The 25,275-nt window shown below is 61.4% G+C and carries 24 protein-coding genes and 2 pseudogenes; 10 read left to right on the plus strand and 16 right to left on the minus strand.

Annotated elements, in window-relative coordinates; translation table 11 throughout:
* Nucleotides 1–53: 53 nt before the first annotated feature.
* From BVG12_RS04045 to BVG12_RS04060, 4 genes and pseudogenes are all read right to left on the minus strand, one after another.
* Nucleotides 54–1,253, minus strand: a complete 1,200-nt coding sequence (locus BVG12_RS04045; RefSeq protein WP_075791289.1) for an MFS transporter — start codon at nt 1,251–1,253, stop codon at nt 54–56.
* Nucleotides 1,250–2,653: a bifunctional DedA family/phosphatase PAP2 family protein gene (locus tag BVG12_RS04050; protein WP_075791290.1), complete on the minus strand. Its 1,404-nt coding sequence runs from the start codon at nt 2,651–2,653 to the stop codon at nt 1,250–1,252. Before BVG12_RS04050 ends, BVG12_RS04045 begins: the two co-directional genes overlap by 4 nt.
* Before the next feature lies 1 nt (nt 2,654).
* Nucleotides 2,655–4,013 carry an ATP-binding protein gene (locus BVG12_RS04055; RefSeq protein WP_075791291.1) on the minus strand — a complete coding sequence of 453 codons (1,359 nt, stop codon included), beginning with the start codon at nt 4,011–4,013 and terminating at the stop codon, nt 2,655–2,657.
* Nucleotides 3,989–4,650, minus strand: a pseudogene (locus BVG12_RS04060) (response regulator transcription factor). The gene BVG12_RS04055 and the pseudogene BVG12_RS04060 overlap by 25 nt, the downstream one beginning before the upstream one ends.
* Nucleotides 4,651–4,815: 165 nt before the next feature.
* On the opposite strand from BVG12_RS04060, the gene BVG12_RS04065 reads away from it, so the two are divergent.
* From BVG12_RS04065 to BVG12_RS04075, 3 genes are read left to right on the plus strand one after another with little or no spacing between them, the layout of a single operon-like run.
* Nucleotides 4,816–6,180, plus strand: coding sequence for a TolC family protein (locus BVG12_RS04065; protein WP_169926793.1), 1,365 nt, complete (start codon nt 4,816–4,818; stop codon nt 6,178–6,180).
* A gap of 3 nt (nt 6,181–6,183) precedes the next feature.
* Nucleotides 6,184–7,218, plus strand: a complete 1,035-nt coding sequence (locus tag BVG12_RS04070; protein ID WP_083684529.1) for an efflux RND transporter periplasmic adaptor subunit — start codon at nt 6,184–6,186, stop codon at nt 7,216–7,218.
* 13 nt (nt 7,219–7,231) lie between these two features.
* Nucleotides 7,232–10,333, plus strand: coding sequence for an efflux RND transporter permease subunit (locus BVG12_RS04075; RefSeq protein ID WP_075791294.1), 3,102 nt, complete (start codon nt 7,232–7,234; stop codon nt 10,331–10,333).
* Between the two features lie 381 nt (nt 10,334–10,714).
* Here BVG12_RS04075 and BVG12_RS04080 read toward each other — a convergent pair whose 3' ends face one another.
* The 4 genes from BVG12_RS04080 to BVG12_RS04095 are packed head-to-tail and all read right to left on the minus strand — an operon-like array spanning nt 10,715 to nt 12,592.
* Nucleotides 10,715–11,272, minus strand: a complete 558-nt coding sequence (locus tag BVG12_RS04080) for a recombinase family protein (protein WP_075791295.1) — start codon at nt 11,270–11,272, stop codon at nt 10,715–10,717.
* Nucleotides 11,273–11,280: 8 nt separating this feature from the next.
* Nucleotides 11,281–11,925 carry a cation diffusion facilitator family transporter gene (locus BVG12_RS04085; RefSeq protein ID WP_075791296.1) on the minus strand — a complete coding sequence of 215 codons (645 nt, stop codon included), beginning with the start codon at nt 11,923–11,925 and terminating at the stop codon, nt 11,281–11,283.
* Nucleotides 11,922–12,305 (minus strand): HepT-like ribonuclease domain-containing protein, encoded by a 384-nt coding sequence (locus tag BVG12_RS04090; protein ID WP_075791297.1) that lies wholly within the window; start codon nt 12,303–12,305, stop codon nt 11,922–11,924. Before BVG12_RS04090 ends, BVG12_RS04085 begins: the two co-directional genes overlap by 4 nt.
* On the minus strand, nt 12,302–12,592 hold the full coding sequence (locus BVG12_RS04095) for a nucleotidyltransferase family protein (RefSeq protein WP_075791298.1): 291 nt from the start codon (nt 12,590–12,592) through the stop codon (nt 12,302–12,304). Before BVG12_RS04095 ends, BVG12_RS04090 begins: the two co-directional genes overlap by 4 nt.
* Before the next feature lie 157 nt (nt 12,593–12,749).
* Between BVG12_RS04095 and BVG12_RS04100 the strand changes: the two genes are divergently transcribed.
* Complete coding sequence (locus BVG12_RS04100; RefSeq protein WP_075791299.1) at nt 12,750–15,716, plus strand: Tn3 family transposase; 2,967 nt, start codon at nt 12,750–12,752, stop codon at nt 15,714–15,716.
* Between the two features lie 112 nt (nt 15,717–15,828).
* Here BVG12_RS04100 and BVG12_RS04105 read toward each other — a convergent pair whose 3' ends face one another.
* Nucleotides 15,829–16,092: a thioredoxin family protein gene (locus BVG12_RS04105; protein ID WP_075791300.1), complete on the minus strand. Its 264-nt coding sequence runs from the start codon at nt 16,090–16,092 to the stop codon at nt 15,829–15,831.
* 252 nt (nt 16,093–16,344) lie between these two features.
* Here BVG12_RS04105 and merR point away from each other — a divergent pair, with 252 nt between their 5' ends.
* Nucleotides 16,345–16,770: a mercury resistance transcriptional regulator MerR gene (gene merR / locus BVG12_RS04110; protein WP_229503800.1), complete on the plus strand. Its 426-nt coding sequence runs from the start codon at nt 16,345–16,347 to the stop codon at nt 16,768–16,770.
* 36 nt (nt 16,771–16,806) lie between these two features.
* Here the strand turns inward: merR and BVG12_RS04115 are convergent.
* Nucleotides 16,807–17,367: pseudogene (locus BVG12_RS04115) on the minus strand (DUF6969 family protein); the annotation flags it as partial.
* A gap of 304 nt (nt 17,368–17,671) precedes the next feature.
* Complete coding sequence (locus tag BVG12_RS33835; protein WP_156895537.1) at nt 17,672–17,863, minus strand: hypothetical protein; 192 nt, start codon at nt 17,861–17,863, stop codon at nt 17,672–17,674.
* Nucleotides 17,864–18,223: 360 nt separating this feature from the next.
* Between BVG12_RS33835 and BVG12_RS04125 the strand changes: the two genes are divergently transcribed.
* From BVG12_RS04125 to BVG12_RS04140, 4 genes are read left to right on the plus strand one after another with little or no spacing between them, the layout of a single operon-like run.
* Entirely contained in the window at nt 18,224–18,544 is a 321-nt protein-coding gene (locus BVG12_RS04125) for a BufA1 family periplasmic bufferin-type metallophore (RefSeq protein WP_075791304.1), read from the plus strand.
* Nucleotides 18,545–18,573: 29 nt separating this feature from the next.
* A complete protein-coding gene (gene bufB, locus BVG12_RS04130) occupies nt 18,574–19,494 on the plus strand; it encodes an MNIO family bufferin maturase (RefSeq protein ID WP_083684531.1) in 921 nt (306 codons plus the stop codon).
* The gene (locus tag BVG12_RS04135) at nt 19,491–20,279 is read left to right on the plus strand and encodes an HvfC/BufC N-terminal domain-containing protein (RefSeq protein ID WP_075791305.1); all 789 of its coding nucleotides are present in this window, start codon (nt 19,491–19,493) and stop codon (nt 20,277–20,279) included. Before bufB ends, BVG12_RS04135 begins: the two co-directional genes overlap by 4 nt.
* Entirely contained in the window at nt 20,263–20,805 is a 543-nt protein-coding gene (locus tag BVG12_RS04140) for a DoxX family protein (protein WP_083684533.1), read from the plus strand. The genes BVG12_RS04135 and BVG12_RS04140 overlap by 17 nt, the downstream gene beginning before the upstream one ends.
* A 54-nt stretch (nt 20,806–20,859) precedes the next feature.
* Here BVG12_RS04140 and BVG12_RS04145 read toward each other — a convergent pair whose 3' ends face one another.
* The 5 genes from BVG12_RS04145 to merT form a co-directional block, all read right to left on the minus strand.
* Nucleotides 20,860–22,206 (minus strand): dihydrolipoyl dehydrogenase family protein, encoded by a 1,347-nt coding sequence (locus BVG12_RS04145; RefSeq protein ID WP_075791306.1) that lies wholly within the window; start codon nt 22,204–22,206, stop codon nt 20,860–20,862.
* 69 nt (nt 22,207–22,275) lie between these two features.
* A complete protein-coding gene (merA, locus tag BVG12_RS04150; RefSeq protein WP_075791307.1) occupies nt 22,276–23,901 on the minus strand; it encodes a mercury(II) reductase in 1,626 nt (541 codons plus the stop codon).
* Nucleotides 23,902–23,903: 2 nt separating this feature from the next.
* On the minus strand, nt 23,904–24,143 hold the full coding sequence (merF, locus tag BVG12_RS04155; RefSeq protein WP_075796189.1) for a mercury resistance system transport protein MerF: 240 nt from the start codon (nt 24,141–24,143) through the stop codon (nt 23,904–23,906).
* A 2-nt stretch (nt 24,144–24,145) separates the two neighbouring features.
* Nucleotides 24,146–24,421: a mercury resistance system periplasmic binding protein MerP gene (gene merP, locus BVG12_RS04160; protein WP_075791308.1), complete on the minus strand. Its 276-nt coding sequence runs from the start codon at nt 24,419–24,421 to the stop codon at nt 24,146–24,148.
* Between the two features lie 15 nt (nt 24,422–24,436).
* On the minus strand, nt 24,437–24,787 hold the full coding sequence (merT, locus tag BVG12_RS04165) for a mercuric ion transporter MerT (protein WP_075791309.1): 351 nt from the start codon (nt 24,785–24,787) through the stop codon (nt 24,437–24,439).
* A 227-nt stretch (nt 24,788–25,014) separates the two neighbouring features.
* Here merT and BVG12_RS04170 point away from each other — a divergent pair, with 227 nt between their 5' ends.
* Nucleotides 25,015–25,224 carry a heavy-metal-associated domain-containing protein gene (locus tag BVG12_RS04170; RefSeq protein ID WP_075791310.1) on the plus strand — a complete coding sequence of 70 codons (210 nt, stop codon included), beginning with the start codon at nt 25,015–25,017 and terminating at the stop codon, nt 25,222–25,224.
* The last annotated feature ends 51 nt before the right edge of the window (nt 25,225–25,275 follow it).

A 25,275-nucleotide genomic window follows, 5' to 3' on the forward strand; every position in this document is an offset into this window, starting at 1 on the left:
TTCAAATCCTCGTCCAAGGGCGAGGGCGAGGTCCAGCGTGCGAAATGCGACTTTCACTCTGCGCTCTTCAAATAACGACTGCCACTGATGATCAAGACGGCGGCCAGCACACTGAACAAGGCGCCCGCATAGAACGTCGCCTCCGCACCAAATTGTTCCCAAAGTAGTCCGGCGACGACACTCGCCACAAGCATGGCCATGCCACTTACCAAATTGGAAAAGCCAAACGCCGTGCCTTTTAGGTTGGCCGGCGCCGTGTGCGCCACCATCACGGCCAACAAGCCCTGAGTCATGCCCATGTGCAGCCCCCATAGGCTTACCCCGAGCAGGACCGCCGGCCATGCACTGCTTTGCGCCAGCATCACGTCCGCGCAGACGAGAAACCCCAGCCCGATGACGAGCAGGCGCATATGGCTCATCGCGTCCGCGAGCTTCCCGAAGGGATAGGCGGACAACGTGTAGACCACGTTCATGGCCACCATCACGAGCGGCACTAGGGCCGGCTTCATGCCGCCCTGCATGGCGCGCAATACGAGAAAGGCTTCGCTGAACCACGCCAGCGTGAACACGGCGCCGATGGCGACGACCCACCAGTAGGATGCGGAAAGCTGGCGCAAGCTCTCCCGGCGAATAGGATTGACGCCTTTCGGAGACGACAAGTGTGCCGGCTCTTGTACCCCGAGCGCAAGCAGCAGAACGGCTAGTGTGCCAGGAACGAGGGCAATCCAGAAAATGCGCCGGTAGTCATTCGCCCACAAGAACATCAGTCCGACCGCGATCAAGGGGCCGGTGAATGCGCCGATCGTATCCAGCGACTGCCGCAAGCCAAACGCCGCGCCTCGATATTCTGCCGGAGCGATATCGGCAACCAGCGCGTCCCGTGGCGCGCCGCGTATGCCCTTGCCGATGCGGTCGGCAAAGCGCGCCGCCAGCACGACTTCCGCCGACGCCGCGATGGCGAAGAACGGCTTGCTTACCGCGCCCAGCGCATAGCCAGCCACGGCGAGCCATTTTCGGTTGCCCAGGTAGTCACTAAGACTGCCAGAGAAGACCTTGACGATCGGCGACGCCGCCTCGGCAATCCCTTCGATCAAGCCGACCGTCGCCACGCTCGCGCCCAAGCCGGAAACCAGGAACATCGGTAGGAGGCTGTGGACGATCTCGGAGGAGATATCCATCAGCATGCTCACGAAGCCCAGCACCCAAATCGCACGCGGGATCCGGCGCAGCGTAGAAAACCTCGCGTTGGTCATCTCTTTATCTCCTTATATTCTAGATGAGCGTGCCTGCGCGCGGCACGGTGCCCCCGATAGGTATGCAAGCCTGTCATGCAGAACGCCAGCCAGGTGACGCCCTCGGCCATGCCACCCAATACGTCGCTCAGGTAATGGACCCCCAGGGCCATCCGGCTGAACGCCACGGTCAGGACGATCGTCAGCGCGACAAGCAAGGCCGCGATGCGCCACGACCATGAGCTGATCTTGCCGACGACGATGCAGACCAGGACGCCGAAAAACAAGGTTGCCCCCGCAGCGTGCCCACTCGGGAAGCCATAGGTTGCCAGCGACAGCAGCGGATGCTCGAAGCTCGGACGCGCCCTGTGGAAAGCCAGCTGTATCAGGGTGTTGATGAGCATGCCGCTCGGAACAGTCAGCAGGAGCGCCGCGAGCCAGTGCCATTCGCGCCTGACCATCAGGTAGAGCGCCGTCATCAGGACATAAGCAGTAATCGCGAGCGGCCCGGTTGCCGTACCGATGCCGATCATGACATTTGCCATGCCTGGCGTGACCTGGGCGTGCAGCCAATGCGCAACCAGCACGTCGACTTTGGTGAGCGGGTCGTTGGTCGCGACGTCTTCTGCGATACCGCCGAACAGCCAGCCGGCAGCCAGCAGGAAAGCCGCACCAATGCTCAAGCTCAGGCCGAGATAGCTGTTGGGCGACAGCCTGGCTTGCAGGAAGGCGATTTGCGGCGCGAACTTCCCGCGAATCTTCGTGAACAGGGGACTGCCCAGAATGCGATGCCAACCTCGCTGGAGGTGCTGCTGATGCCCGCTGACGATCCGGTGCAACCACACCAACACGATGCAAAACACGATGAACCCGCCAAGGACCAGACTGGCCGCTCCCACCCACCGTGCGGCATGCTGCCAACTGGCGCCGAGAAAATAGCCGAGCAGGACCAGGACCGACGACCAGATACCCGCGCCCAGTACATTAAAGGGGAAAAAGACGCGGTAGCGCATTCGGGTCGATCCTGCCAGGAAGGGCACGATGGCCCGGGCGAAGCCAATGAATCGGCCAAGGAAAACAGATTTGCCACCGTGCCTTTGAAAGAAGGCGTCGGCCTTGTCAACACGCTCCTCCGTCAATCCCACATGGCGACCGTAGCGGATCAGGGTGGCGCGGTCGAGGCGCCGCCCGAGCTCATAGCCCAAGCTGTCGCCGGCAAAGGCGCCGAGCGTGATCGTCCAGATCGACACGTCGAGATCGAGCGTTCCTTGCGCGGCCAGGAAGCCGGTCACTAGTACCAGGCTTTCCCCCGGAATGAACAATCCCAGGAACGCCGCCGATTCGAGAGCCGCCGCCAGGAAGATGACCAGGTAGCCCCAGTGCCCCATTCGATTGATGACGCTGATCAGGTACTCGAGCATGTCAGCAGTCCGCCGATGGTTGGCGATAGATGAACGCCAGTCCGCTGGCGGCGTCGGACCGGATGTTGCGCAGGGTGACCGTCCCGCCGAGGCGCGCCGCCGCCGCGCGGACAATGGCCAAACCCAGGCCGCTGCCGGGCTGGCCGGATCCAGGAATCCTGAAGAATGGATCGAACACACGCGATAACTGCTCCGGTGGGATGCCCGGCCCCGTGTCGTCGACTTGGAACACGGCGTCATCGCCGTCTGGGTAGAGGCGCACATCGACCTTGCCGCCGGACGGCGTGTACAAGACTGCGTTTTCGATCGCGTTTCTCGCCAGTGCTCGGAAATCGTACTCGCTGCCCAGCAAGGTCAGTTCGTCACCAACGACGAGACCGAGGTCGACGCCTTTCGCATCGGCGACAGGAAAGACTTCGGCGATCGCCTCAACGACAACGGGGCGTCCGTCGAATCGCACAGGTGCATGCACAGAAGGAGCTTGCATGCCGGCGAGCGAGAGCAACTGTTCGACGACCATCCGCATGCGTTCCAGTCCTGCACCAATCGGAGAGAGGGTCGCCTGCAGGGCGGGAGAAGCTTCAGGGCCGCCCAAGGCATTTTCCAAGTGCAGTGTCATGGCCGTGACTGGCGAGCGCAATTCGTGCGCGGCTGAGGCGACAAATTGCCGGTGCTTCGACACCGCGCCGTCGACGCGTTCCAGCAGGCGGTTCGTCGCGGCGACGAAGGGAATGATTTCAGCCGGCACCGCCGTCATTTCCAGCGGCTCGAAATCGCCATTGCCCTTCTGGTCCACCTGGTGGGCGACCTCGCCGACCTTCTCCAGCAGCACCCGGACCAGGATCGCGGTCAGCAGCACGAGTATCGGAATCACGATGAGAAAAGGCACGAGGGTTCGCAAGGCACTGTCGCGCGCGATCTCGTCGCGCGCAGACGTACGCTGCGCCACCGCGAGGCCATGTTCACTGTCGATCGTCCTGGCGTACAAGCGCCAGGATTCCCCTCGCGACTGCACTGTGTGCAAGCCATCGGTCAGGCTGGCCGGCAGGGTCAGCACCAGGTCGGGCGTCCTGACCAGCGTCCCGCCCTTGAACGTGCGGATGACCCAGATCCGCATTTCCAGCTCATCGTTGGCCGAAGGCTGTGCCTCGGACGAAACGACGGTTCTGTTCTTCAGTTGGACGAGCTGGGCGATCTCCCGCAATTCGTCATCTTGTAAATCCTTGGCCTCGTCGAAAGCAAATTGGAACGACACGAAAGCGCCTATGATTCCGACCACGAGGATGGCGCTGCAGATGGACGCGGACAGCATCCAGCGCAGGGAGCGAGAGCGCGTCACGGTTCTTTTGGAATCATCCATCCTACCCCCTGACATTCTTGATGACGCTGCTGTCGAGTTTTCGGCGCAGGTTATGGATCAGGAATTCGATCGCATTGCTCTCGACTTCCTCGTTCCAGCCGTAGATCCGCTGTTCCAGCTCACCACGCGACAGAATCATGCCGGGCCGTCGCAGAAACTCGTGCAGGACGGCGAATTCGCGCGGTGACAGCTGGCGCGCTTCGCCGCCGTAGGTCACCTCGTAGCGGGACGGGTCCAACGTCAGGCGCCCGTTGCGCAATACCGTCTGGACGTCGGATCCCAGCCGGCGCACCTGCGCGCGCACGCGGGCGAGCAGTTCGCCCACATGGAAGGGTTTTACCAGATAGTCGTCGGCACCTGCATCAAGGCCGTCGATACGTTCCTCGACAGCGGCGCGGGCCGTCATCACCAGGACCGGCACCGCATTGCGGCTGGCTCGCAAGCCTCGCAATACGTCGAGTCCATCCCTACCGGGCAGGGTCAGGTCTAGCAGGATCAGCGCGTACTTCTCCACCGTAGCCGCCGTCAGTGCGGCATTGCCTTCCTGGACCCAGTCGACTGTATAGCCGGCATTGCACAGCGCCTTCTCGACGGCGCTACCGATGGACAGGTCATCTTCGACCAACAACACCCGCATATCGCTCCTTCTTGAATTTTGTCGGCCGAGATTGTCATTGCAGACTTAGTAAATACTTAGCGTGCTAAGGGTTTGCTAAGTCTGGGACGTTATTTTCTCGGCATCTCACGATTTCGATGCTCCATGCCAGAGACACCGCCATCTTCCCCCTGCCCGCGCAGCGTCATGCTGCCGCTCGTCCTATGCATGTTGCTTTCCGGATGCGCGGTCCAACGCTTCGTCGCAATGCCGTTGGACGCGGGGACGAGCGCTAAGGCACTGGCAAATCGCTCTCTGGACGCAGAAGACCTGCGGCAGTATATCCAGGCCGGGCATCAGGGCAGCCTGCCACTCGAATGGCCGCCGCGCCAGTGGACACTGGACCTGTTGACGCAGGTAGCCTTTCACTTCAATCCCGACCTGGAGGCGGCACGGGCTAAACTGGCCGCAGCGGAAGCGGCAGTGACCACGGCCAGACAGGTCCCCAATCCAACCTTGCAGGTGCCTCTGCAATATGCGCTGAACCCCAAGGATGGCGAATCGTCATGGACGTTGGGCCTGGCGTTGGATGTGCCGATCGAAACCCACGGCAAACGAGGGTTTCGTGAGGCCGTTGCGTCCCATCAAGCCACTGCCGCGCGCTTGCAGCTGGCAAGCACGGGATGGGATGTGCGCAGCCGCTTGCGGCAGCAGCTTCTGGTGTTGTGGGCGAGTACAGAGAAAGCGCGGCTGCTCCAACAGCAGGTCGAGCTAGACCAGTCGCTGGTTGCCCTGCTCCAGCGGCGGCTGCGCGAAGGATATATCTCGGCCCGTGAAGTGAACCAGCAGCAGCTCGCGCTGATCCAGTCGAACACCGACCTGCTGAACGCCCGCAAGGAAGCTCGCGGCGCACGCATCGAAGTGGCGGGCCTGCTCGGACTGAACTCGCATGCCCTGGATGGAATCGAGCTGGACCTGGACGAGTTCGTGCAGCCGGATCCTCCGCTTCCGGCTGCCGAACTAAAGACCCTGGCCTTGCAAAACCGTGCGGATGTGAGGGCGGCGCTGGAAGGCTACGAGGCGAGCCAGTCGGCCCTGCAGCTCGAAGTCGCCAAACAATACCCGGACATCCACCTCGGCCCTGGCTACACTTTCGACCAGGGAGTCAGGAAGCCCGGATTCGATTTTACCGGCCTTGAACTTCCGCTGTTCAACCGGAACGAAGGACCGATCGCGGAAGCCAGTGCACGACGGCAGGAAGCAGCGGCCGGCGTCCGGCAGGCGCAAACCAAGGCGTGGACCGAGCTGGATGGCGCTATGACGGCCTACCGCATCGCACGCGACGCCCTGCGCGAGGCCGACCAGCAATTCCTCGTCCAGCAGGACCAACTGGCAGGTACAAGACGCGCTTTCAAGTTGGGTGAGGACGATCGCGTATCGCTGGAAGCGAACCGAAAGACGGAACTCTCTGCCCGCCTTGCCTTGTTCGACGCATCCCTCCAGGTACAACAGGCGCTGGGGCGAATCGAAGATGCAATCCAACGTCCTCTGGCATCCGAATCGAAGAAATGACATATGCCCAAGATTAAACTCGCCAAGGTTTTGTTTTTGATATCGCCAACGATTCTGGCGCTCGCGCTAGTGTCAGCCCATTGGATCAGCAAGAAGGAGCGATCAAGCGAGGCCGAGCGCGAAGCACCGATCCACAAGACGTTCGCGATCGAGGTCGACGATGGATTGACGACGCTGACCGTGGACGAAGCTGCCCAGGCGCATAGCGGCATTCAGACGGCCGCGCTGGCGGCCGCGCAGGCGACGGACGGCCCCGTCCTCTACGGCACCGTGATCGACTTGCAGCCCCTGTTCGACCTCGCCACCCGCTATGCGGCCGGCGCGGCAGACTTGCGCGCGGCGCAGGCGGAACTCGCGCAACGCGAAGCGGAACTGAAACGCGTACAGGCCCTGTATGACGACAAGCAGAACGTCTCGCGCAAAGCCCTGGATGCGGCGCACGCCGATGCCGAGGCGTCGAAAGCTAAGGCCAGCGCTGCGCAGATCGCCGTCACTGCCGTAGGAACGGCCCTACGGCAGCAATTCGGGCCGCGCGTCGCCGCCTGGGCTATGGCGCCGGCATCGCTCGAGCTAACCACCTTAACGAACAGGACGGCGGTCCTGGTGCGTGTCGTGCTCTCGTCCCCAAAGGACGTAGCGCCACAGCGCTTGACGCTGTCGGTCGATATGAGCGCCCCAGTGGAAGCCCGCTTGATCTCCACATCGCCGCAGACGGATCCGGCCATGCAGGGCCAAGCCTGGCTGTATCGGGCGGATGCGCCATTGGCGGTCGGCGCCCGCCTGGCTGGCCGTAGCGGCGCGCAACAGCGGTCGGGCGTGCGAATTCCTAGTGAAGCGGTCGTGTGGTACGGCGGCCAGCCTTGGGCCTACGTGCGCAAGAGCGCGAAGGAGTTCGAGCGGCGTCCGATTGTCCAGGCGACGCCCTCGAGTGGCTCGCTCGTGGCTCTCAAGGGCTTCGATGCCGGCGAAGCAGTCGTGGTGCAGGGGGCGCAACTGTTGCTATCGGAAGAGAGCCGCGCCTTGCTCAGCAGCGACTGACAGGCGTCCCACTATGCTCACACCCATCATCGAATTTTCCGTACGCCTGCGCGGCGTGATCTTTACCCTGGCTTGCCTAGTCGCGGGCTACGGCGTATACGCGCTGTCCCAGTCGCGCCAGGACGTGTTCCCCGAGTTCGCGCCGCCGCTCGTCAGCATCCAGACCGAGGCCCCGGGTCTGTCGGCCGAGCAGGTCGAGCAACTGGTGACGCAGCGCGTCGAGAACGTGCTCGGCGGATCGATCGGCCTGCAATCGATGCGCTCGCAATCGATCCAGGGGGTCTCGGTGGTCAACCTCATCTTTGACGACACGGTCGACATCCAGCGCGCGCGCCAGACGGCGGCCGAACAAGTCTCAACGCTGGCCGGCAGCCTGCCCGCCGGCGTAGCGGTACCCAAGATGACGCCGCTGAGTTCCTCGACCAGCGTGACGCTGGCTATCGGGTTGACCTCGTCCAAGCGCTCGCTAATGGACCTACGCAGCTTTGCCGAATGGACCTTGAAACCAAGACTGCTGGCCAGTCCCGGCGTTTCCGACATCGGTATCTACGGCGGCGAGATTAAGCAGTATCAGATCCAGGCCGATCCGGCGAAGCTGGTGCGCTACGGGCTGTCTCTCCAGGACGTTATTGCCGCCGCCAGGCGGGCGACCGGCATCCTCGGTTCGGGCGTCATCGATACGGCCAACCAGCGCCTAGTGTTGGACACGGTAGGCCAGCTTACAAACGCGGAGCGACTGGGCCAGGTGGTCCTGTTGCAGAAGAACGGGGCCGTTGTGCGCCTGGCCGACGTCGGCAAGGTCGTGGCCGGGCAGGAAACGCCAGTCAGCGGCGCGACCATCCAGGGCCGGCCTGGCGTCATCCTCATGGTCAGCAACCAGTACGGCTCGGACATCGTCAGCGTCACTAGGAACGTAGAAAGCCGCCTGGCCGCCATGAAGCAAGTGTTCGCTTCCGAGGGCATTGACTTGCATCCCAGCCTGTTTCGTCCTGCCGATTTCATTGCCACATCGACCACCCACCTGCGCAATGCCTTGCTGGTCGGTGCGGCGCTAGTCGTCATCGTATTGTTCCTATTCCTGTTCAACGTGCGCACGGCGCTGATCTCGGTGACGGCCATTCCGTTGTCCCTCCTCACGGCGCTTATCGTGCTGTACCACTTCAAGGTACCGCTGAACACGATGACGTTGGGCGGCTTGGCTATCGCGCTGGGCGAGGTTGTCGACGACGCCATCATCGACGTGGAAAACATCTACCGCCGCCTACGGGAAAATCGCCATCTGCCGCAGCCACATCCAGTTGCCGACGTGGTCATCGCGGCGTCCACCGAAGTGCGCGGCGCCGTCATCTATGCCACGTTCACCGTGGCGGCAATCTTCCTACCAGTGCTGACCCTGTCTGGCGTGTCCGGCAAGCTGTTCGCGCCTCTCGGCATGGCCTATATCTTGGCTATCATGGCGTCGTTGCTGGTGGCACTGACGTTGACCCCAGCGCTGTGCTACGCGCTGCTTGCGGGACAGACCGAGGACAAGGCAGAGCCGCGCGCCTACCGCTGGCTGAGGACGCGCTACGTGACCGTCCTGGGCCAGGTCGAGGCCCATTGGGGCGTCGCCTTGACGGTGTTTGGTGGCTTCCTTCTCGCGGCGCTCATCGCTCTGCCATTCTTCACCCGCGAATACCTGCCGGAACTGCGTGAAGGTCATTTTATCCTGCACATGCAGGCAGCTCCGGGCACCTCGATTCGGGAATCGATGCGCGTGGGCGAACGCGTCAGCCATGCATTGCTGGCAGTGCCGAATGTCCGCACGGTGGCCCAGCGGGTCGGCAGGACCGCCCAAGGCATCGACGTATTTGGACCACAGTACAGCGAATTCGAGGTCGGCCTCGCTCAGGGGCTGGGCGCGGAAGAACAGGAACAGGCGCAGGCCGCCCTCCGCGCGAAGCTGGCGGATTTTCCCGGGCTCGTCTTCACCGTCGAGACCTTCCTGACCGAACGCGTGCAGGAAACGATCTCGGGATATACGGCGCCCGTCATCGTCAACATTTATGGTCCCGACCTGGACGTGCTGGACCGGCTGGGTGCACAGGTAACGAAAGCCTTGAACGCCGTGCCGGGTGCGGCGGGCGTGACCCTGCAGGCGCCGGCGGCCCTGCCGGCGCTATCCATCCGATTGCGTCACGACCAGCTCGCGCGCTGGGGACTAGCGCCCGTTGATGTGATGGAGGCCATCCAGACTGCCTACCAGGGGACCGAAGTCGCCCAGGTCTACGACGCCAACGCCGTGTATGGGGTCGTCGTTATCCTGGCAGACGAGGCGCGCCGCAGCCCTGCACAGATCGGCGAACTTCCGTTGAGGACGTCCGATGGGGTCGTCGTGCCGCTCGGTAGCCTGGCCGATATCCGCCAGACCGGCGGACGGTCACTGATCCTCCACGACAGCGCCCAGCGCCTGCAAACGGTCACTGCCCAGGTCAACGGCAAGCCGGTCGGCCAGTTCGTCGACGAGGCAAGGCGCAAGGTCGCTGCCGAGGTCAAGCTGCCCCAGGGTTACAGCACAGCCTTCGAGGGCGAGGCCCAGGCCCAGGCAAGCGCGCAGCGCGACCTCCTAATATACTTCGCGGTATCGGCGGTCGTCATTTGCCTGCTGGTCTTCCTCGCACTGCGTGATGCCCGTGGCCTCGTCCTCGTGATGACAAACCTGCCGTTCGCTCTTGTCGGCGGCGCGCTGACCGTGTTCGCGACCGGTGGCGTTATGACGCTCGGTTCGATGGTCGGGTTCGTAACGCTGTTCGGCATCACACTGCGCAACTCTATCATGCTGATCTCTCATTATCAGCACCTCGTGCACCAGGAAGGCCATCGGTGGAACGCGGAAACGGCGACGCTGGGCGCCTCGGAGCGCCTGGCCCCGATCCTGATGACAGCGCTGGTGACGGGCCTAGGCCTGTTGCCTCTGGCGATCATGAGCGGCGAGCCGGGCAACGAGATCGAAGGGCCGATGGCCGTGGTCATCCTGGGTGGACTGTTCACGTCGACGCTGCTCAACCTGCTCGTATTGCCAGCCCTTGCATTGCGGTTTGGCCGGTTCACGCCGCCAGCACAGACGGCACGCTAAATGCTCATCGAGCATAAGGCCAGTCTGAGGCCCTGGAGAAAAGGCTGATTCGTGCGCAAAAAAATGGAGTTGAGATGGAAAAGCCGTCAGGTGAAGAGAATTCACGTTATCAAGAACGCCGTAAAGGCGGCAAAACAGAGCAACGTAAGTCTGACAGAAAATGGTCAACTTTTTTAACTTGTGTCGTTGCCGTACTAATCACAATCTACGTGCTTGTTTACATTATTCAAATACACACATTTTTAGACTAATCCGCCCGAGACTGCCCCAGCATCAGCCAGCCGGATTCACTGCGGCATTGACGCGGTCGACAGCCGTACCTGCGTTAGGGCCGCACGGACCGGAAGGGAGTGAATAGGGAAACCGGAAAAAAATTGAGCGCTAAGCGGGCGTTGAAGCTGGCACCCAGCGATAGAGGGTAGGGATTGAGACGCCGAGATTTTTTGCCACGTCCCTTGGCGGCACCCCACTAGCGAGGAGTTTCTTGGCAGAGGCAATTTTGCTGTCGGTCATTTTCGGCTTGCGGCCGCCTTTGCGGCCAAGTTGTCTTGCGACTTCAAGTCCCGCACGTGTGCGCTCGACGGTCAGTTCGCGCTCCATCTCCGCCAGGCTTGCCATGACGTGAAAGAAAAAGCGACCGGACGGCGTGCCGGTGTCGATGGCGTCGGTCAGACTCCGGAAATGGACGCCTTGCTTGTGAAGCTCGCCGACCAGGTCGACCAGCTGCTTGACGCTGCGACCCAGACGATCCAGCTTCCACACCACAAGGGTATCGCCTTCGCGCAGCAATTCGAAAGCCTTCGCCAAGCCGGGGCGGTTGGCGCGCGAGCCGCTCACTTTGTCCTCGAAGATCTTTTGGCACCCGAGCTTGGCCAAGGCTTCGCGCTGAAGCTCCAGATTCTGATCCTGCGTCGAGACCCGGGCATATCCAATCAACATGGCTTGACTCACCGACGCTTGATTGCAACAACCTGTATCGCCGGCGCCCGCAACGCCTGCAACGACTGCCACAGCACACCGAAAGCGGAGTGCAGGAACAACACGGCGATGACGCTGCCGACAACGATGTCGGGCCAGCGAGAGGACCATAGGTAGCTGCTGCCGGCGGCGAGCAGAACCCCGAGGTTTGCGATCAGGTCGTTGCGCGAGCACAGCCAGGTCGAACTCATGTTGAGGTTATCGCTACGGTACCGGTACAGCAAGAAAAAGCATACGAGGTTAGCGCACAGTGCGAGAGTGCCGATAACACCCATCGTTGCAACGCCCGGCATCACTGGGGTAAGCATCTTATAAAATGCTTCCGCCAGCACGCCAAGTCCGAAGACCAGCATGAATACCCCTTTGGCCAGCGCGGCGCCGGCCTGCCATCGCGCGGAACGTGCAAGCACAAGAAGACTGAACCCATAAATGAGGGCATCACCGAACATATCAAGCGCATCGGCCAGCAGCGACGTGGAGTTGGCCAGAAGGCCGGCCACACCCTCGACCAGGAACATCGCGGCATTGATCACGAGCACGGCCCACAGTACGCGGCTGTGATTTGCGCGCATTGCCGTCACTTCGCAGCTCTTATTTTCACAGCACCCGGTCATGGCGTCATTCCATTGTCATCGCAGTTTTCGTCCACATCCCGACGTACGGCAGGCAGTTGTTGCAGCAACTGCGGCAGCCACTCTTGTACCGTCTCCCACACCACATCGAGGTTGATATCGAAATAGCCGTGGGCCATGCGATTGCGCATGTTGCGCATGCTGCGCCAAGGTACTTCCGGTTGCGCTTGGGTGAACTCGGCGTAACCATCCATCACTTTTGTGGCGGCTTCGCCAATGATGATGAGGCTCATGATAACGGCCTGCTGGGTGCGCTTATCGACCAGGAAGTCGGCCTTGGCCAAGCCGTCGACGAAGCTGCGCGCATCGGTGGCGGCCTGCTGTATGTGGTCGAGGTAATCGGGCAGTCGGTTTTCGCTCATACCGGTTGTGCCTCGGCGAGCACCTTGGCGCGGAACTTCGGGGGCAGATCACCAGGCGTCAGCAGATCAACGTCAACGCCGAGCAGCGATTTCAGCTCCTCCTCCAAATCGCCCAAGTCCAGCAACGTGGCACCGGGCAGCGCATCGACCAGCAGATCGAGGTCGCTGCCATCCCGGTCGGTGCCATGCAGCACCGAGCCGAAAACGCGCGGGTTAGCAGTGCGAAAGCGGCTCACCGCTTCACGGACGGCGCTCCGCTTCATGTCGAGCACAACGGAAGGTCGCATGGGTATCCCTTTTTATCGAAACTCGTTGAGATGGTATGCAATCAAGAATAGAATTTCAAGAACTATTTTCGAGAATCGCAACCCCTTGATTGCCGTGCCCATGCCGGTTGCCATGGCGAGCATTCATAAACCTACGTTTTCAAGAAGAAGGGAACGCATGCCCCGCCGTGTACTACTTTCCGAGACCGAACGAGACAGCTTGCTGATATTGCCAGAAAGCGAAGATGATCTGATTCAGCAGTACAGCTTCACGGACGCCGACCTGGCGTTGATCCGGCAACGCCGTGGCGCCGCAAACCGCCTCGGCTTCGCAGTGCAGATGTGCCTGCTACGCTACCCCGGCAACGCGCTGGCCAGCGACACCGTACTGCCAGATCCGGTGCTCCATTGGATTGCCAAACAGGTGCGCAGCGACGCCGGCGCCTGGCCCGAATACGGCGAGCGAGAGAAAACGCGCAACGAGCATCTGCATGAACTGCGTGCCTACTTGGGGTTGTCCGTGTTCGGCCTGCCTGATTTCCGCAAGTTGGTGCACAGCCTAGCCGACCTCGCCATGCAGACAGATAAGGCCATGATCCTTGCAGCGTACTCCCTCGATACGCTGCGCCAGAAGCGCATCATCCTTCCGGCGCTGACCGTCATCGAACGGGCCTGCGCCGAGGCCGTAATTAGGGCGAACCGGCGAATCTATCGCACGCTGATCGAGCCGCTGGAGTGCCACCACAGGCGCTCCCTGGACAACCTGCTCAACGTCGCGCCCGACATGAGCATCACTTGGCTCGTGTGGCTGCGTCAGTCGCCGCTCAAGCCCAATTCCCGCTACATGCGCGAGCACATCGAACGCCTCAAGGTGTTTCAGTCGCTCGCGCTGCCGGAGGGGCTGGGCCGCCAGATCCACCAGAACCGGCTGCTGAAGATGGCTCGCGAGGGTGCGCAAATGACGCCGCGCGACCTGGCCAAGTTCGAGGACGAGCGACGGTATGCCACCCTGGCGGCGCTGGCCATCGAAGGCATGGCCACCGTGACGGACGAATTGGTCGACCTGCACGACCGCATCATGATCAAGTTGTTTAGCGTCGCCAAGAACAAGCATCAACAGGACTTCCAGAAGCAGGGCAAGGCGATCAACGACAAGATGCGCCTGTATTCGAAGGTCGGCCGCGTGCTGGTCGAGGCCAAGGAATCGGGCGGCGACCCGTTCGCCGCGATCGAGGCAATCCTGCCATGGTCGGACTTCGCACAGAGCGTCACCGAGGCCGGGCAGCTGGCACAGCCCGAGTCGTTCGACCACCTGTCTCTGATCGGCGAACAATACAGCACGCTGCGCCGTTACACGCCCGAGTTCCTCGACGTGCTCAAGCTAAAGGCGGCGCCGGCCGCGCAAGCGGTCCTCGACGCGATCGACGTGCTGCGCGAAATGAACATGACCGGCGCGCGCAAGGTGCCCGACGACGCGCCAGTCGCTTTCGTCAAGGCGCGCTGGAAGCCGCTCGTCATCACCGACGAGGGGCTTGACCGCCGCTTCTACGAAATCTGCGTGCTGTCGGAGCTGAAGAATACGCTTCGGTCCGGCGATATCTGGGTGCAGGGATCGCGGCAGTTCCGCGACTTCGAAGAATACCTCCTGCCGGCGGCCAGATTCGGTGCGATGAAGACGGCGCGCGAGCTACCGATCGCGGTCAACCAGGACTGCGACCAATACCTGCATGACCGCTTGCTGCTGCTCGAACAGCAGCTGGCCAAAGTCAACCGCCTGGCGCTGACCAATGAACTGCCCGACGCGATCATCACCGAAACCGGGCTGAGGATCAGCCCGCAGGATGCCGTGGTGCCGGACGCGGCGCAGATGCTGATCGACCTTACCAGTGGCCTGCTACCCCGCATCAAAATCACGGAACTGCTGATGGACGTGGACGACTGGACCGGATTCACGCGCCATTTCGTCCACCTCAAACACGGCGAGGAGGCCAAGGACCGCACGCTATTACTATCGGCGATTCTAGCCGACGCGATCAACCTCGGGCTGACCAAGATGGCGGAATCGAGCCCCGGCGCCACCTACGCGAAACTGTCCTGGTTACAGGCTTGGCACATCCGGGACGAAACGTACTCGGCCGGCCTGGCCGAACTCGTCAACGCCCAGCTCACGCACTCGTTCGCGGGGCACTGGGGCGACGGCACCACATCGTCATCGGACGGCCAGCGCTTCCGCGCCGGCGGCCGGGCGGAGAGCACAGGGCATATCAACCCGAAATACGGCGCCGAGCCGGGCAAGCTGTTCTACACCCACATCTCCGACCAGTACGCACCGTTCAGCACCAAAGTCGTCAATGTCGGGGTGCGCGATTCAACCTACGTGCTGGACGGCCTGCTGTACCACGAATCGGACTTGCGCATCGAGGAGCACTACACCGACACGGCCGGCTTTACTGACCACGTGTTCGCGCTGATGCATCTGCTGGGGTTCCGGTTTGCGCCACGTATCCGCGACTTGGGCGACACCAAGCTGTACGTGCCCGGCAAGGTGGGGGACCACCCGGCGCTGCGATCGATGATCGGTGGCACCCTGAAAATAAAGCACCTGCGCGAGCACTGGGACGATGTTCTGCGCGTGGCTTCTTCCATCAAACACGGCACGGTCACCGCGTCCCTCATGCTCCGCAAGCTCAGCAGCTACCCGCGACAGAACGGCCTGGCCATCGCGCTGCGCGAGCTGGGCCGCATCGAGCGCACACTGTTCATCCTGGACTGGTTGCAAAACATTGAGCTGCGCCGGCGGGTGCACGCGGGGCTGAACAAGGGGGAAGCCCGAAACGCACTGGCCAGGGCGGTCTTCATCCACAGGCTGGGCGAGATCCGCGACCGGACGTTCGAGCAGCAGCGATACCGGGCCAGCGGTCTGAACCTGGTGACGGCCGCCATCGTCCTGTGGAACACCGTGTATCTGGAGCGCTCAACGCAAGCCCTGCGCAAGGCCGGCAAGCTGGTCAATGACGACATGCTGCAATTCCTGTCGCCGTTAGGATGGGAGCACATTAACCTGACCGGGGATTACGTCTGGCGGCAAAGCAGGAGGGTCGACGAGGGCAAATATCGGCCTCTGCGGGACTTCAAGGATCGGTAACAGGGCTTTAGCGCCCGATTTTTCCCGTTTTCCCTCTTCACCCCTCAATGGCTGATTCACAAATTTTGCTGACATGACCTCGACAGGAACCGCTTCCTGCCGAGGTCCTCGCTTACGCCTGGCCGAGTCCGGCAGTGCGCAGCGCCTGCTCATCGACGCCTGTGCCGCGACAGCACGATGCGAGCTGGCCGTTGATGGCGACCGCCGGTACGGTGCGCACGCCGAGATCACGGGCACGTTTCGCGACATTTATGTCGGTCATGTCGAGGATGGAAACATCGCATGAACCACATGCAATGCGATTGACGAGTTCGATGGCGTCCTGGCAGAGGGAACAGCCTGCGCTGAAGACTTCGACTTTACGTTTGGCATTCATGACGTTACTCCGGTTGGTAGGTAAAGGTAGTGGTGCGCGAGATGTTCGCCTCATCGGTTTTCCATCACACACATCGTTACGATAGACCCAGGACCCTGCTCCAAGGTCAAGTAATTTCTGCAGGGCCGTGCCGCATTGACTGCAGAGACTTCATCAGCCCGGCCGGGCCGGGATGGTCGTCATGCGCTCGGGAATACGTCCGAGGTGGCGTACAATCACTTCCGTAGCTAGGTACGGAGTGCTCGAATGAGAATGAACAGTGCAGGTAGCCTGACCATTGGCGCTTTCGCCAAGGCGGCCGAGGTGAATGTGGAAACGATCCGGTTCTATCAGCGCAAGGGATTGCTGCCTGAGCCCGACAAGCCGTACGGAAGCATTCGGCGCTATGGAGAACAGGATGTCGCTCGGGTAAAATTCATCAGGTCGGCCCAACGGCTCGGCTTCAGCCTGGACGAAATCGCTGAATTGCTCAGGCTGGAAGACGGAACCCATTGCGAAGAAGCCAGCAGCCTTGCCGAGCACAAGCTTCAGGACGTGCGCCAGAAATTGTCGGATCTGACACGCATCGAATCCGTGCTGTCGCGCCTGGTATGCGCCTGCCACACCCGGCACGGCCAAATTTCTTGTCCGCTGATTGCCTCCCTGCAAGCTGGCGAAGCAGTCGGGGAAGGAAGTTAGCCCGACGAAACCCGAAGCACTCATTGGATGTGCAAGTTAGCGCGCGGTCTTGAGCAGCCACTGAATCTGCCGATCGATGTCGATGTCAATGCTCGACAATATTTCGACCGACTCGTCCTCGAGCAATCCAGATGCAATGCGATCGCAGGCCAGCTCGAGCAGTCTCCGGTCACGTTCGATCAGCAACTGCTCGACCTGGGGCTGGAGCAAGTGCAAGAGCGCTTGCAGCCAGTTGGTGATAAGCCGATACCGCTCGGATCGTACGTGAAAACCGACAACCAGTCTTCGCGTCGCCGCAGCACTTGCAAGATGGTCACCGGTAACCCAGCGATTAACGGTAAAGAGCCTCTTTGGCAAACCTTTCGCATCGAGAGCGACACACAGCAGGTTAATGGTTCGGGCTTCTGCCGGTTCCTCGCCATTAAGCTGAGATAAAAAATCGGTTTCAGTATCGCTCTCGATTGCCTTCGCATGCACATCCGTACGCGCGAACACATGAAGATGCCCGTGCTCCATCAACGCATCCCAATCGCCCGGGGAATGGGAATGATAGTAAAACTGGTATCCACTGACGGCATCGACCACGTCGTCGTGTGGATAATGTTTCCACTAGCGAGGCGAGCTGCCGTCGAGTATTTCGGCAAGCACATGCGTGCCGGTAGCCGACAGTTCGACATAACACTGAAGTAGGCTTTCCGCTGCGTCCTCCATGCGTTCCAGGGTGGATGCGCTCATCCGGTTCATTATCGATGACGTGTTTGCGATATTCATTTCGAAGGCCGGGTTGAATCCACAAGCAATAGGCGAACGCCGGCCGGAGATCCCTGCCGGCGCCGCTCCCGGTTTATTTGTTATTCGGACCGCATTTCGGACCGCATTTCGGACCGCACTTCGCGCCGCACTACGCGGCGGCAAGGGCTCCGCTATTGGCACCGCATTTGGTCGATTTCTTGCTCGCTTTGGCAGTCTTCGCGGGCGCGCACTTCGCGCCGCACTGGCTGCCACTCGACGGTTCGTTCGCTGCTGCGGCCGGCAGGGCAAACGAGGCTGCGGTCAACGCAGCAACAGAGAAACTCAGAATGGATTTGTTCATGATGACTCTTTCAGGACGGATGGAAAAATTAATAAAAAGTAAAAACAACGCAAGCGGATAGCACCAGCTCTGCAGTGTGTACCGGCATTGCTGGGGATATAGTCGAGCGAAGCCATGGTTTTCTTACATGGCGCTAAAGAAATATTTTTTAAGCCCGCGTGCCACTCGCCCGAATGGCGCATTCCACTGGTTTTCACCTTCCCGTCGGTAAGATTTCGCGGTCCGGGTGTAAGAAATCGACGGCTCGTCCGACTATGCCAATACCAGGCGGTGCGAAGTTTTCAATTTTTACTGATCACGCCGTCTGTCGATCGGGAACGTCCGTTGGTCGTTTCCCTCTTATACAAACAGGAGATCCACATGAACCAGGTAACAACGATTCACCAAGCCACGGCAGCGGCACTTGCGCTCGCTTTCACCACGGCGCTCACGATGTCCACTCCTGCGGCAGCCGCGCCAGGCGACAACATGGATAATCAGGAAAAATGCTTCGGCGTTGCACTGAAGGGCAAGAACGATTGCAAGGCAGGGGCCGGCACTACCTGCGCCGGCACTTCGAAGATCGATGACCAGGGCAACGCCTGGAAAATGGTCCCGAAAGGCACTTGCGAGAAAACCGTGTCGAAGACCTCGCCGACCGGCTTCGGCCAGCTAAAGGCCTTCGAGGAAAAGAAAGCCTGATCGGCAGCGATAGGAAGCGGAGCGTCATTGTGAAGTCGACTGCATCTCCCGGGGCGCTGGACAGTGGCGTTTCCGCCCCTGCTCTAGCGCTTGCCTTGCCGCGCCGCGCCGGCATCGGATTGAAGCCCGAGCATTTCCAGCACATCCTCGCGATCCAGCCCGACATAGGTTTCTTTGAAATCCATGCCGAGAATTACATGGTCGATGGCGGACCTCTGCACCACTACCTGAGCCTTATCCGGGAGTGCTATCCGCTCTCGATCCACGGAGTCGGTTTATCGCTGGGGGGAGAAGCGCCGCCCGATGTCGCTCACCTGGACCGCCTGAAGATGCTGATCGAACGGTACGCTCCGCAATCCTTCTCGGAGCATCTGGCGTGGACCAGCCACGGCAATGTATTTTTCAACGACTTGCTGCCAGTCGCCTACGATCGGCAGACATTGCAGCGGGTATGCAGCCACATCGATCAGGTGCAGGCGCATCTCGATCGAAAAATTTTACTGGAAAATCCAGCCACCTATGTGGAGTTCGCCACATCGACAATGACGGAAGCCGAATTCATCGGCGAGATTCTGGTCCGCACCGGCTGCGGGCTGCTGTTGGATGTAAACAACCTGTACGTCTCGTCCATTAACCACGATTTCAACCCGTATGCGGCAGTCCGTGCCTTGCCGCTCGAGGAGGTGGGCGAAATCCATATTGCCGGATTCGAGCGCGACCTGGATGGCAACGGTGACGAGCTATTGATCGATAGCCATGGTGCACCTGTCACGCCGGCGGTCTGGCAGCTCTATAAGTACGTGCTTGATCGAGCCGGCCCGGTGCCCACCTTGCTGGAGCGCGACAACAATATCCCTTCTTTCGATGTTCTCCTCAACGAAAGCCGGATGGCAGAGCTGCTGCTGCTGGCCGCCGAACGGGTGAATCTCCACCAAGGGGCGGGAGCATGACGGGGCATCGAGAATTTTCAGCAGCCTTGCTCGATCCCGAACGGACCATCCCCGATGGGATCACGACCTGGAACGGATCGGATCCGGCGGCCCGGTTCGCGGTCCACCGGAACAACGTTGCCGCTTCGCTCGTCGACGCGCTTGCCGACACGTTCCCGGTCACCCAGGAACTGGTCGGGGAGGCTTTTTTCCGGGCCATGGCAGTGCTGTTCGTACGCAAGGAGCCGCCGCGTTCGTGCGTGCTTGCCCATTACGGCGCGTCATTCCCCTCGTTCATCGAGCATTTTCCACCAGCGGCATCGCTCCCTTACCTGGGTGATGTTGCTCGGCTCGAGATCTTACGGATAACTGCATTGCACGCACGCGATGCTGACGAACTACCGACGTGCGCCCTTGCATCCGCCATGGCGGATATCGACGTCCTTCCGGAGCTGCGGGTCCTGTTCAATCCCTCGGTCGGACTCTTGCGATCCAGGTATGCGGTCGCATCGCTCTGGGCGGCCCATCAGGGACTCGTCGATATCGCGACAGTCGATCCTTACGTTGCGCAGGATATGCTGGTCGTACGGCCCGATCTGGAGGTTGAGGTGATTCCTCTCTCGGATGGCGCCGCTGACTTCATTGATTACCTGTTGCAAGCGGGCAGCCTGGGCGGTGCGCTCGAACTGGCCAGCCGGGCACATCCCCGGTTCGACCTCGCCGGCATCCTGAGCCAGCTCGTCCGGGCACGCGCCATTTCATCCTTGACATCCCAAGCGAGTACATCTCATGAATTCGACCTATGACGTACCGTCCGCCGCTGCTGTGAGCACACGCAAGCCGATCCAGATTTTCCAGCGTCTTGGCTCGCTGTTCGGACGCATACCAGATTCCCTGATCGCGGCGCTTGGCCGGTTTTCGATTGCCGCCGTCTTCTGGAAATCCGGCCAGACCAAAGTCGAGGGTCTTGCGATCGACCTGATCGATGGCGAATTCCATCTCGGCTGGCCGCATTTGTCCGATACCGCCATTGCCTTGTTTCGCGGGGAATACCGCCTGCCCCTGATCCCGCCCGAATTGGCGGCGCCAATTGCGGCCTTTGCGGAACATGTCTTTCCGATCTTCCTATTGCTGGGCTTGGCAACCCGGTTCTCTGCGCTGGCCCTGCTCGGCATGACCCTGACGATCGAAATCTTCGTGTACCCGGACGCCTATCCAACGCATGGCGTGTGGGCGACCGTACTGTTATTCCTGATCGCCAAAGGCCCGGGAAAGTTATCGGTAGGTTATTGGCTTGCACCTCGGGCGGGTTTGCTGCCGCGGAGGATTTAGCCGCATCGACGCGCCGTCCGGGCCGGTGGCATCTCGCCACCGACCGGCGCCGGACTACAGCATGTATCCGATGTCCGACGCCCCGGTGGGATAGGCGAACATCGTTGTCTTGAGCTGTTCGGCCGTAAGATCATGGCGTATTGCGAGAGCAAAGATGTTGATCACCTCGTCAGCATGCGGACCCAGCAGATGTGCGCCGAGCACCCGGTCGGTTTCCTCGTCGACCATCACCTTGAATGCATAGGTCGGTTCCTCGGCCTGGCGCGCCGTAAACCAGTCGGATGCCTTTTCGCTCCGCACGCGGAACTTGTAGCCTTGCCGGTGCGCCTCGGCTTCACTCAGCCCCGCGGCGGCAAGCGGCGGGATCGTGAAGACGACGCTCGGCACCCCGGTGTAGTTCGGCTCCTGCTTGTTCCCGTTCAACAAATTCGACGCGACCACCTTTGCGTCATGGCTCGACACCGGCGTCAGCGGTGGCCCCATGAGCGCGGCATCGCCGGCTGCATACACCGCCGGATTGGAAGTGCTCTGCAGGAACTTGTTGAGCTTGAGCCGCCCGCGCTCGTGCGCCACCCCGGCTGCGTCCAGGTCGAGCGCGCCAAGCGCGGGCACGCGCCCTGCGCCGTGTACGACGAGGTCGGCCTTGAAGATTCCGGCATGGCCGTTCGCAGTTGCGTGAACGGTGAAGCCGTCACTGTCCCGCGCGATGGACTCGACGGCGGTTCCAGTGTGGATTTCAATGCCGAGATCGCGGGACTTCTCCGCCAGCCATTCGACAAGGTCCGGATCGAATGGTCCAAGCACGCGCTCGCCCTGCTCGAGTATCGTGACGTCGGCACCGGCGCGGCGCGCGACGTGTGCGAATTCAAAGGCGATGAAGCCCCCGCCAACGATGACGATCCGGCCCGGCAGTGCCTCCATTTCGAGGAATTCTTCGTGGGTGACCAGGTGCTCTTCACCCGCGATGCCGAGCTTCATCGACTCGGCGCCGGAAGCAATCAGGATGTGGTCGGCCTCCAGGGACTCGCCGTCGATATCCAGCGTTTGCCGGCCGACGAAGCGGGCCAGCCCATGAAAAGCATCGATGCCCTTCCCCATGTAACGCTGCTGGTTCTTTTCAGGAATCGGATCGGTGAAGGTCCGCTTGAAGGCGATCAGGGCGGGCCAATCGATATCCGTCTCGCCGACGATGCCTTTGCCGTGCATGCGCCGGGCGTGGTCGGCTGCGCTGGCGCCGCTTACGAGCATTTTCTTGGGATCGCAGCCGCGCAGCGCGCATGTGCCACCGAAGGGACGGTTGTCAATTACCGCAACAGTCCATCCGGCAGACCGTACGCGCATCGCGGCAACCATCGCTGCCGTCCCGGTGCCAATGATGGCGAGATTGTATCGTTTCATCATTACCTCCTGATTGGATGAGATATCTACTCCAGACCTTCTACCTGCATGGGGTTGGGCCACGAAGCTCGGTCACCCGGCACAGCACGACAGCTGTGCCACATCCTTGCTGAACGTCTGCGCGGCCAGTTTCAAGCCCTCCACCATCGTCAGATAGGGGAACAGCTGGTCCGCCAGTTCCTGCGCTGTCATCCTCGCCCGGATGGCGAGCGCGGCTGTTTGGATCAGTTCGCCTGCTTCCGGCGCCACGGCCTGGACCCCCATCAGCCGGCCGCTGCCCTGCTCGACGACCAGCTTGATGAAGCCGCGCGTGTCGAAATTGGCCAGCGCGCGCGGCACGTGCTCGAGCGCCAGGGTGCGGCTGTCCGTGTCGATACCGGCTCGCCGCGCATCGGCCTCGCTATGGCCCACGGTAGCCACCTGCGGATCGGTGAACACCACGCCAGGCATCGCGGTGAGGTCGAGCGCTGCTTCGCCGCCGGTCATATTGATGGCTGCGCGCGTACCGGCCGCTGCAGCCACATACACGAACTGCGGCTGGTCGGTGCAGTCGCCGGCCGCGTAGATGTGCCGGTTGCTCGTGCGCATGCCCTTATCGATGACGATCGCCCCTTGCGCCCCGAGCGCGACCCCTGCAGCCTGCAGGGCCAGGCCGCGCGTATTCGGAACCCGGCCGCTGGCGACCAGCAGCTGGTCGGCGTACAACTCGCCGTGCCGCGTGGTCAGCATAAATTCGCCACACAGATGGGCCACCTGGCTGACTTGCGTGTGTTCCCGTACCTCGATGCCTTCGACGAGGAAGACTGCCTTGATGGCTTCGCCGATGGCCGGGTCTTCATGTGAAAGCAGCGTGCTGCGCGCCAGGATCGTCACCTTGCTGCCGAGCCGCGCAAAGGCCTGCGCCAGTTCCAGCGCAACCACCGACGCGCCGATCACGGCCAGGCGTGCGGGAATCGTGTCGCTGGCCAGCGCTTCGGTGGAGTTCCAGTAGGGCGATCCGTGCAAGCCCGGAATCGGCGGCACGGCCGGGCTGGCGCCGGTGGCGACCAGGCAGCGGTCGAACGGCACGAGCCGCTCACCGCCACCGTTCAGCGAAACGAGGAGGCTCCTGCCGTCCTTGAAACGCGCTTCACCGCGCAGGACAGTGATGGCCGGATTACCATCCAGGCTGCTTTCGTACTTGGCGTGACGCAGCTCGTCGACGCGGGCTTGTTGCTGGGCAAGCAGCCTGCGGCGATCGATCGCGGGCCTGGCCGCCGCGATGCCATCGTCGAATGGGCTCGTCTGGCGAAGGTGCGCGACGTGGGCGGCGCGGATCATGATCTTGGACGGCACGCAGCCGACATTTACGCAGGTGCCGCCGATGGTGCCGCGCTCGATCAGCGTGACGTGAGCGCCCTGCTCGACCGCTTTCAGCATTGCCGCCATCGCGGCGCCACCGCTGCCAATGATGGCGATATGCAACCGGGTCCTGCTCTCGTTGCCTGCCGCGGTGTCACCGAAAGCGCCTCGATAGCCCAGGCCTGTGATCGCGGCCAGCATTTGACCACGGTCGGCATCCGCCTGCGCGAGTACCTGCGCCCGGTTCTCGGGATAGGAAACCGACACCTTGCTTACGCCGCGAACCTGTTCCAGGGCATTTTTGACATCCGTGGCGCATGACGTGCACGTCATGCCATCTATCTTGATCTCGATCATTTTCATTTTTCAGTTCTGGTCGGTTGGCAGCACGCGTCGGCTTTCTGCTTGCGCTGGATTGCATAGATGGTCAAGCCGATGAATACAAGGAGCGCAGGCAGCAGAACATAGTCCAGATAGCCGGTCAGGCCGGCCAGGCCGACCACGCCGAGCAGGACCACCAGGATCGGCGTAAAGCAGCACAGGGCTACCAGGACCGTGCCGATCAGGCCTGCCCTCAGCATCGTCTTCGGGTTCGCCACGTTCATTTCCTGGCCGACGATGGATAGCCGGCGTCCGTGGTCGCGCGGGTCAGCTGCTCCACGCTGGCCTTGGCATCGTCGAAGGTGACGACGGCCTGGCGCTTCTCGTAGCCCACCTCGACTTTGCTGACGCCTTCGACCTTGGAAAGCGCTTTCTTGACGGTAATTGGACATGCCGAGCAGGTCATTCCCGGCACCGAAAGAGTAACGGTCCGGGTAGCGGCCCACGCAGGGACCACAAGGGCGGAGACAGCGAGGAAGACGAACAGTCTTTTCATGGAGGACTCCTATGATCAATAAAAAAATGGCACGACATACGGAAATCCAAGCGCGACCAGTACTAGCACCCCGACGACCCAGAAAATGACCCTGTATGTCGTCTGTACATGAGGCATCGCACATACCTCGCCCGGCTTGCAGGCCGCGGCCCGGTGGAACAGACGATGCCATGCGAGCAACATCGCGATCAGTGCAACACCGATGAAAATCGGGCGATACGGCTCGAGCACGGTCAGGTTGCCGATCCAGGCGCCACTGAAGCCGAGGGCGACGAGCAACAGCGGTCCCAGACAGCACGCGGAAGCGAGGATCGCCGCCAGCCCGCCGGCCAGAAGCGCACCGCGCCCGTTCTGTGATTCAGACATGCAGTTCCTTTCAAGGTGGATTGGATGGCATCACTTTACTTCCGTAGTCATGTACGGAGTCAAGCGACTTGGGGCCGCAGCGGGTGCATGTGATTCTTTCGATAGCGCACGAGCCTGCCGCAGAGTGTGTCCCGGAGGCCCTGGGCAGTACGCCATCTTCCAGAGCTTGACCTTCCCACCGTAGGAACCCATATATTGGGCGCTCATTTCGCAAAGGAGAACGAACCATGTACGAACTACAAGTAGAAGGCATGACCTGTGGCGGCTGCGTCAAGAGCGTGACCAGATCTGTGCAGTTGGTCGACAGCAATGCCAGGGTCGATGTCGACTTGCCGGGCAAGCGCGTGCGCGTCGATACGCAGGCCAGCCTGGACGCCATCAAGTCGGCAATCAGCGACGCGGGTTATTCGGTCACCGCCAGCCAGTCCCAGCAATGATGACTAGGCAGAGCGGCCCTGCCGCTCTGCCTTATTTATCCGTTCACTCCC

Source organism: Massilia putida (assembly GCF_001941825.1).
GTDB classification, from domain to species: domain Bacteria; phylum Pseudomonadota; class Gammaproteobacteria; order Burkholderiales; family Burkholderiaceae_D; genus Telluria; species Telluria putida.

Coding starts and splice junctions, on each gene's coding strand:
- merT (WP_075791309.1), bottom strand. CDS start 24,787: ATGTCTGAATCACAGAACGGGCGCGGTGCGCTTCTGGCCGGCGGGCTG.
- BVG12_RS04070 (WP_083684529.1), top strand. CDS start 6,184: ATGCCCAAGATTAAACTCGCCAAGGTTTTGTTTTTGATATCGCCAACG.
- BVG12_RS04135 (WP_075791305.1), top strand. CDS start 19,491: ATGACGGGGCATCGAGAATTTTCAGCAGCCTTGCTCGATCCCGAACGG.
- BVG12_RS04085 (WP_075791296.1), bottom strand. CDS start 11,925: ATGACCGGGTGCTGTGAAAATAAGAGCTGCGAAGTGACGGCAATGCGC.
- BVG12_RS04090 (WP_075791297.1), bottom strand. CDS start 12,305: ATGAGCGAAAACCGACTGCCCGATTACCTCGACCACATACAGCAGGCC.
- BVG12_RS04075 (WP_075791294.1), top strand. CDS start 7,232: ATGCTCACACCCATCATCGAATTTTCCGTACGCCTGCGCGGCGTGATC.
- BVG12_RS04055 (WP_075791291.1), bottom strand. CDS start 4,013: ATGGATGATTCCAAAAGAACCGTGACGCGCTCTCGCTCCCTGCGCTGG.
- BVG12_RS33835 (WP_156895537.1), bottom strand. CDS start 17,863: ATGAACAAATCCATTCTGAGTTTCTCTGTTGCTGCGTTGACCGCAGCC.
- BVG12_RS04125 (WP_075791304.1), top strand. CDS start 18,224: ATGAACCAGGTAACAACGATTCACCAAGCCACGGCAGCGGCACTTGCG.
- merA (WP_075791307.1), bottom strand. CDS start 23,901: ATGATCGAGATCAAGATAGATGGCATGACGTGCACGTCATGCGCCACG.
- BVG12_RS04095 (WP_075791298.1), bottom strand. CDS start 12,592: ATGCGACCTTCCGTTGTGCTCGACATGAAGCGGAGCGCCGTCCGTGAA.
- merP (WP_075791308.1), bottom strand. CDS start 24,421: ATGAAAAGACTGTTCGTCTTCCTCGCTGTCTCCGCCCTTGTGGTCCCT.
- BVG12_RS04105 (WP_075791300.1), bottom strand. CDS start 16,092: ATGAATGCCAAACGTAAAGTCGAAGTCTTCAGCGCAGGCTGTTCCCTC.
- BVG12_RS04045 (WP_075791289.1), bottom strand. CDS start 1,253: ATGACCAACGCGAGGTTTTCTACGCTGCGCCGGATCCCGCGTGCGATT.
- BVG12_RS04140 (WP_083684533.1), top strand. CDS start 20,263: ATGAATTCGACCTATGACGTACCGTCCGCCGCTGCTGTGAGCACACGC.
- merR (WP_229503800.1), top strand. CDS start 16,345: ATGAACAGTGCAGGTAGCCTGACCATTGGCGCTTTCGCCAAGGCGGCC.
- BVG12_RS04170 (WP_075791310.1), top strand. CDS start 25,015: ATGTACGAACTACAAGTAGAAGGCATGACCTGTGGCGGCTGCGTCAAG.
- BVG12_RS04065 (WP_169926793.1), top strand. CDS start 4,816: ATGCTGCCGCTCGTCCTATGCATGTTGCTTTCCGGATGCGCGGTCCAA.
- BVG12_RS04050 (WP_075791290.1), bottom strand. CDS start 2,653: ATGCTCGAGTACCTGATCAGCGTCATCAATCGAATGGGGCACTGGGGC.
- BVG12_RS04145 (WP_075791306.1), bottom strand. CDS start 22,206: ATGATGAAACGATACAATCTCGCCATCATTGGCACCGGGACGGCAGCG.
- BVG12_RS04080 (WP_075791295.1), bottom strand. CDS start 11,272: ATGTTGATTGGATATGCCCGGGTCTCGACGCAGGATCAGAATCTGGAG.
- BVG12_RS04100 (WP_075791299.1), top strand. CDS start 12,750: ATGCCCCGCCGTGTACTACTTTCCGAGACCGAACGAGACAGCTTGCTG.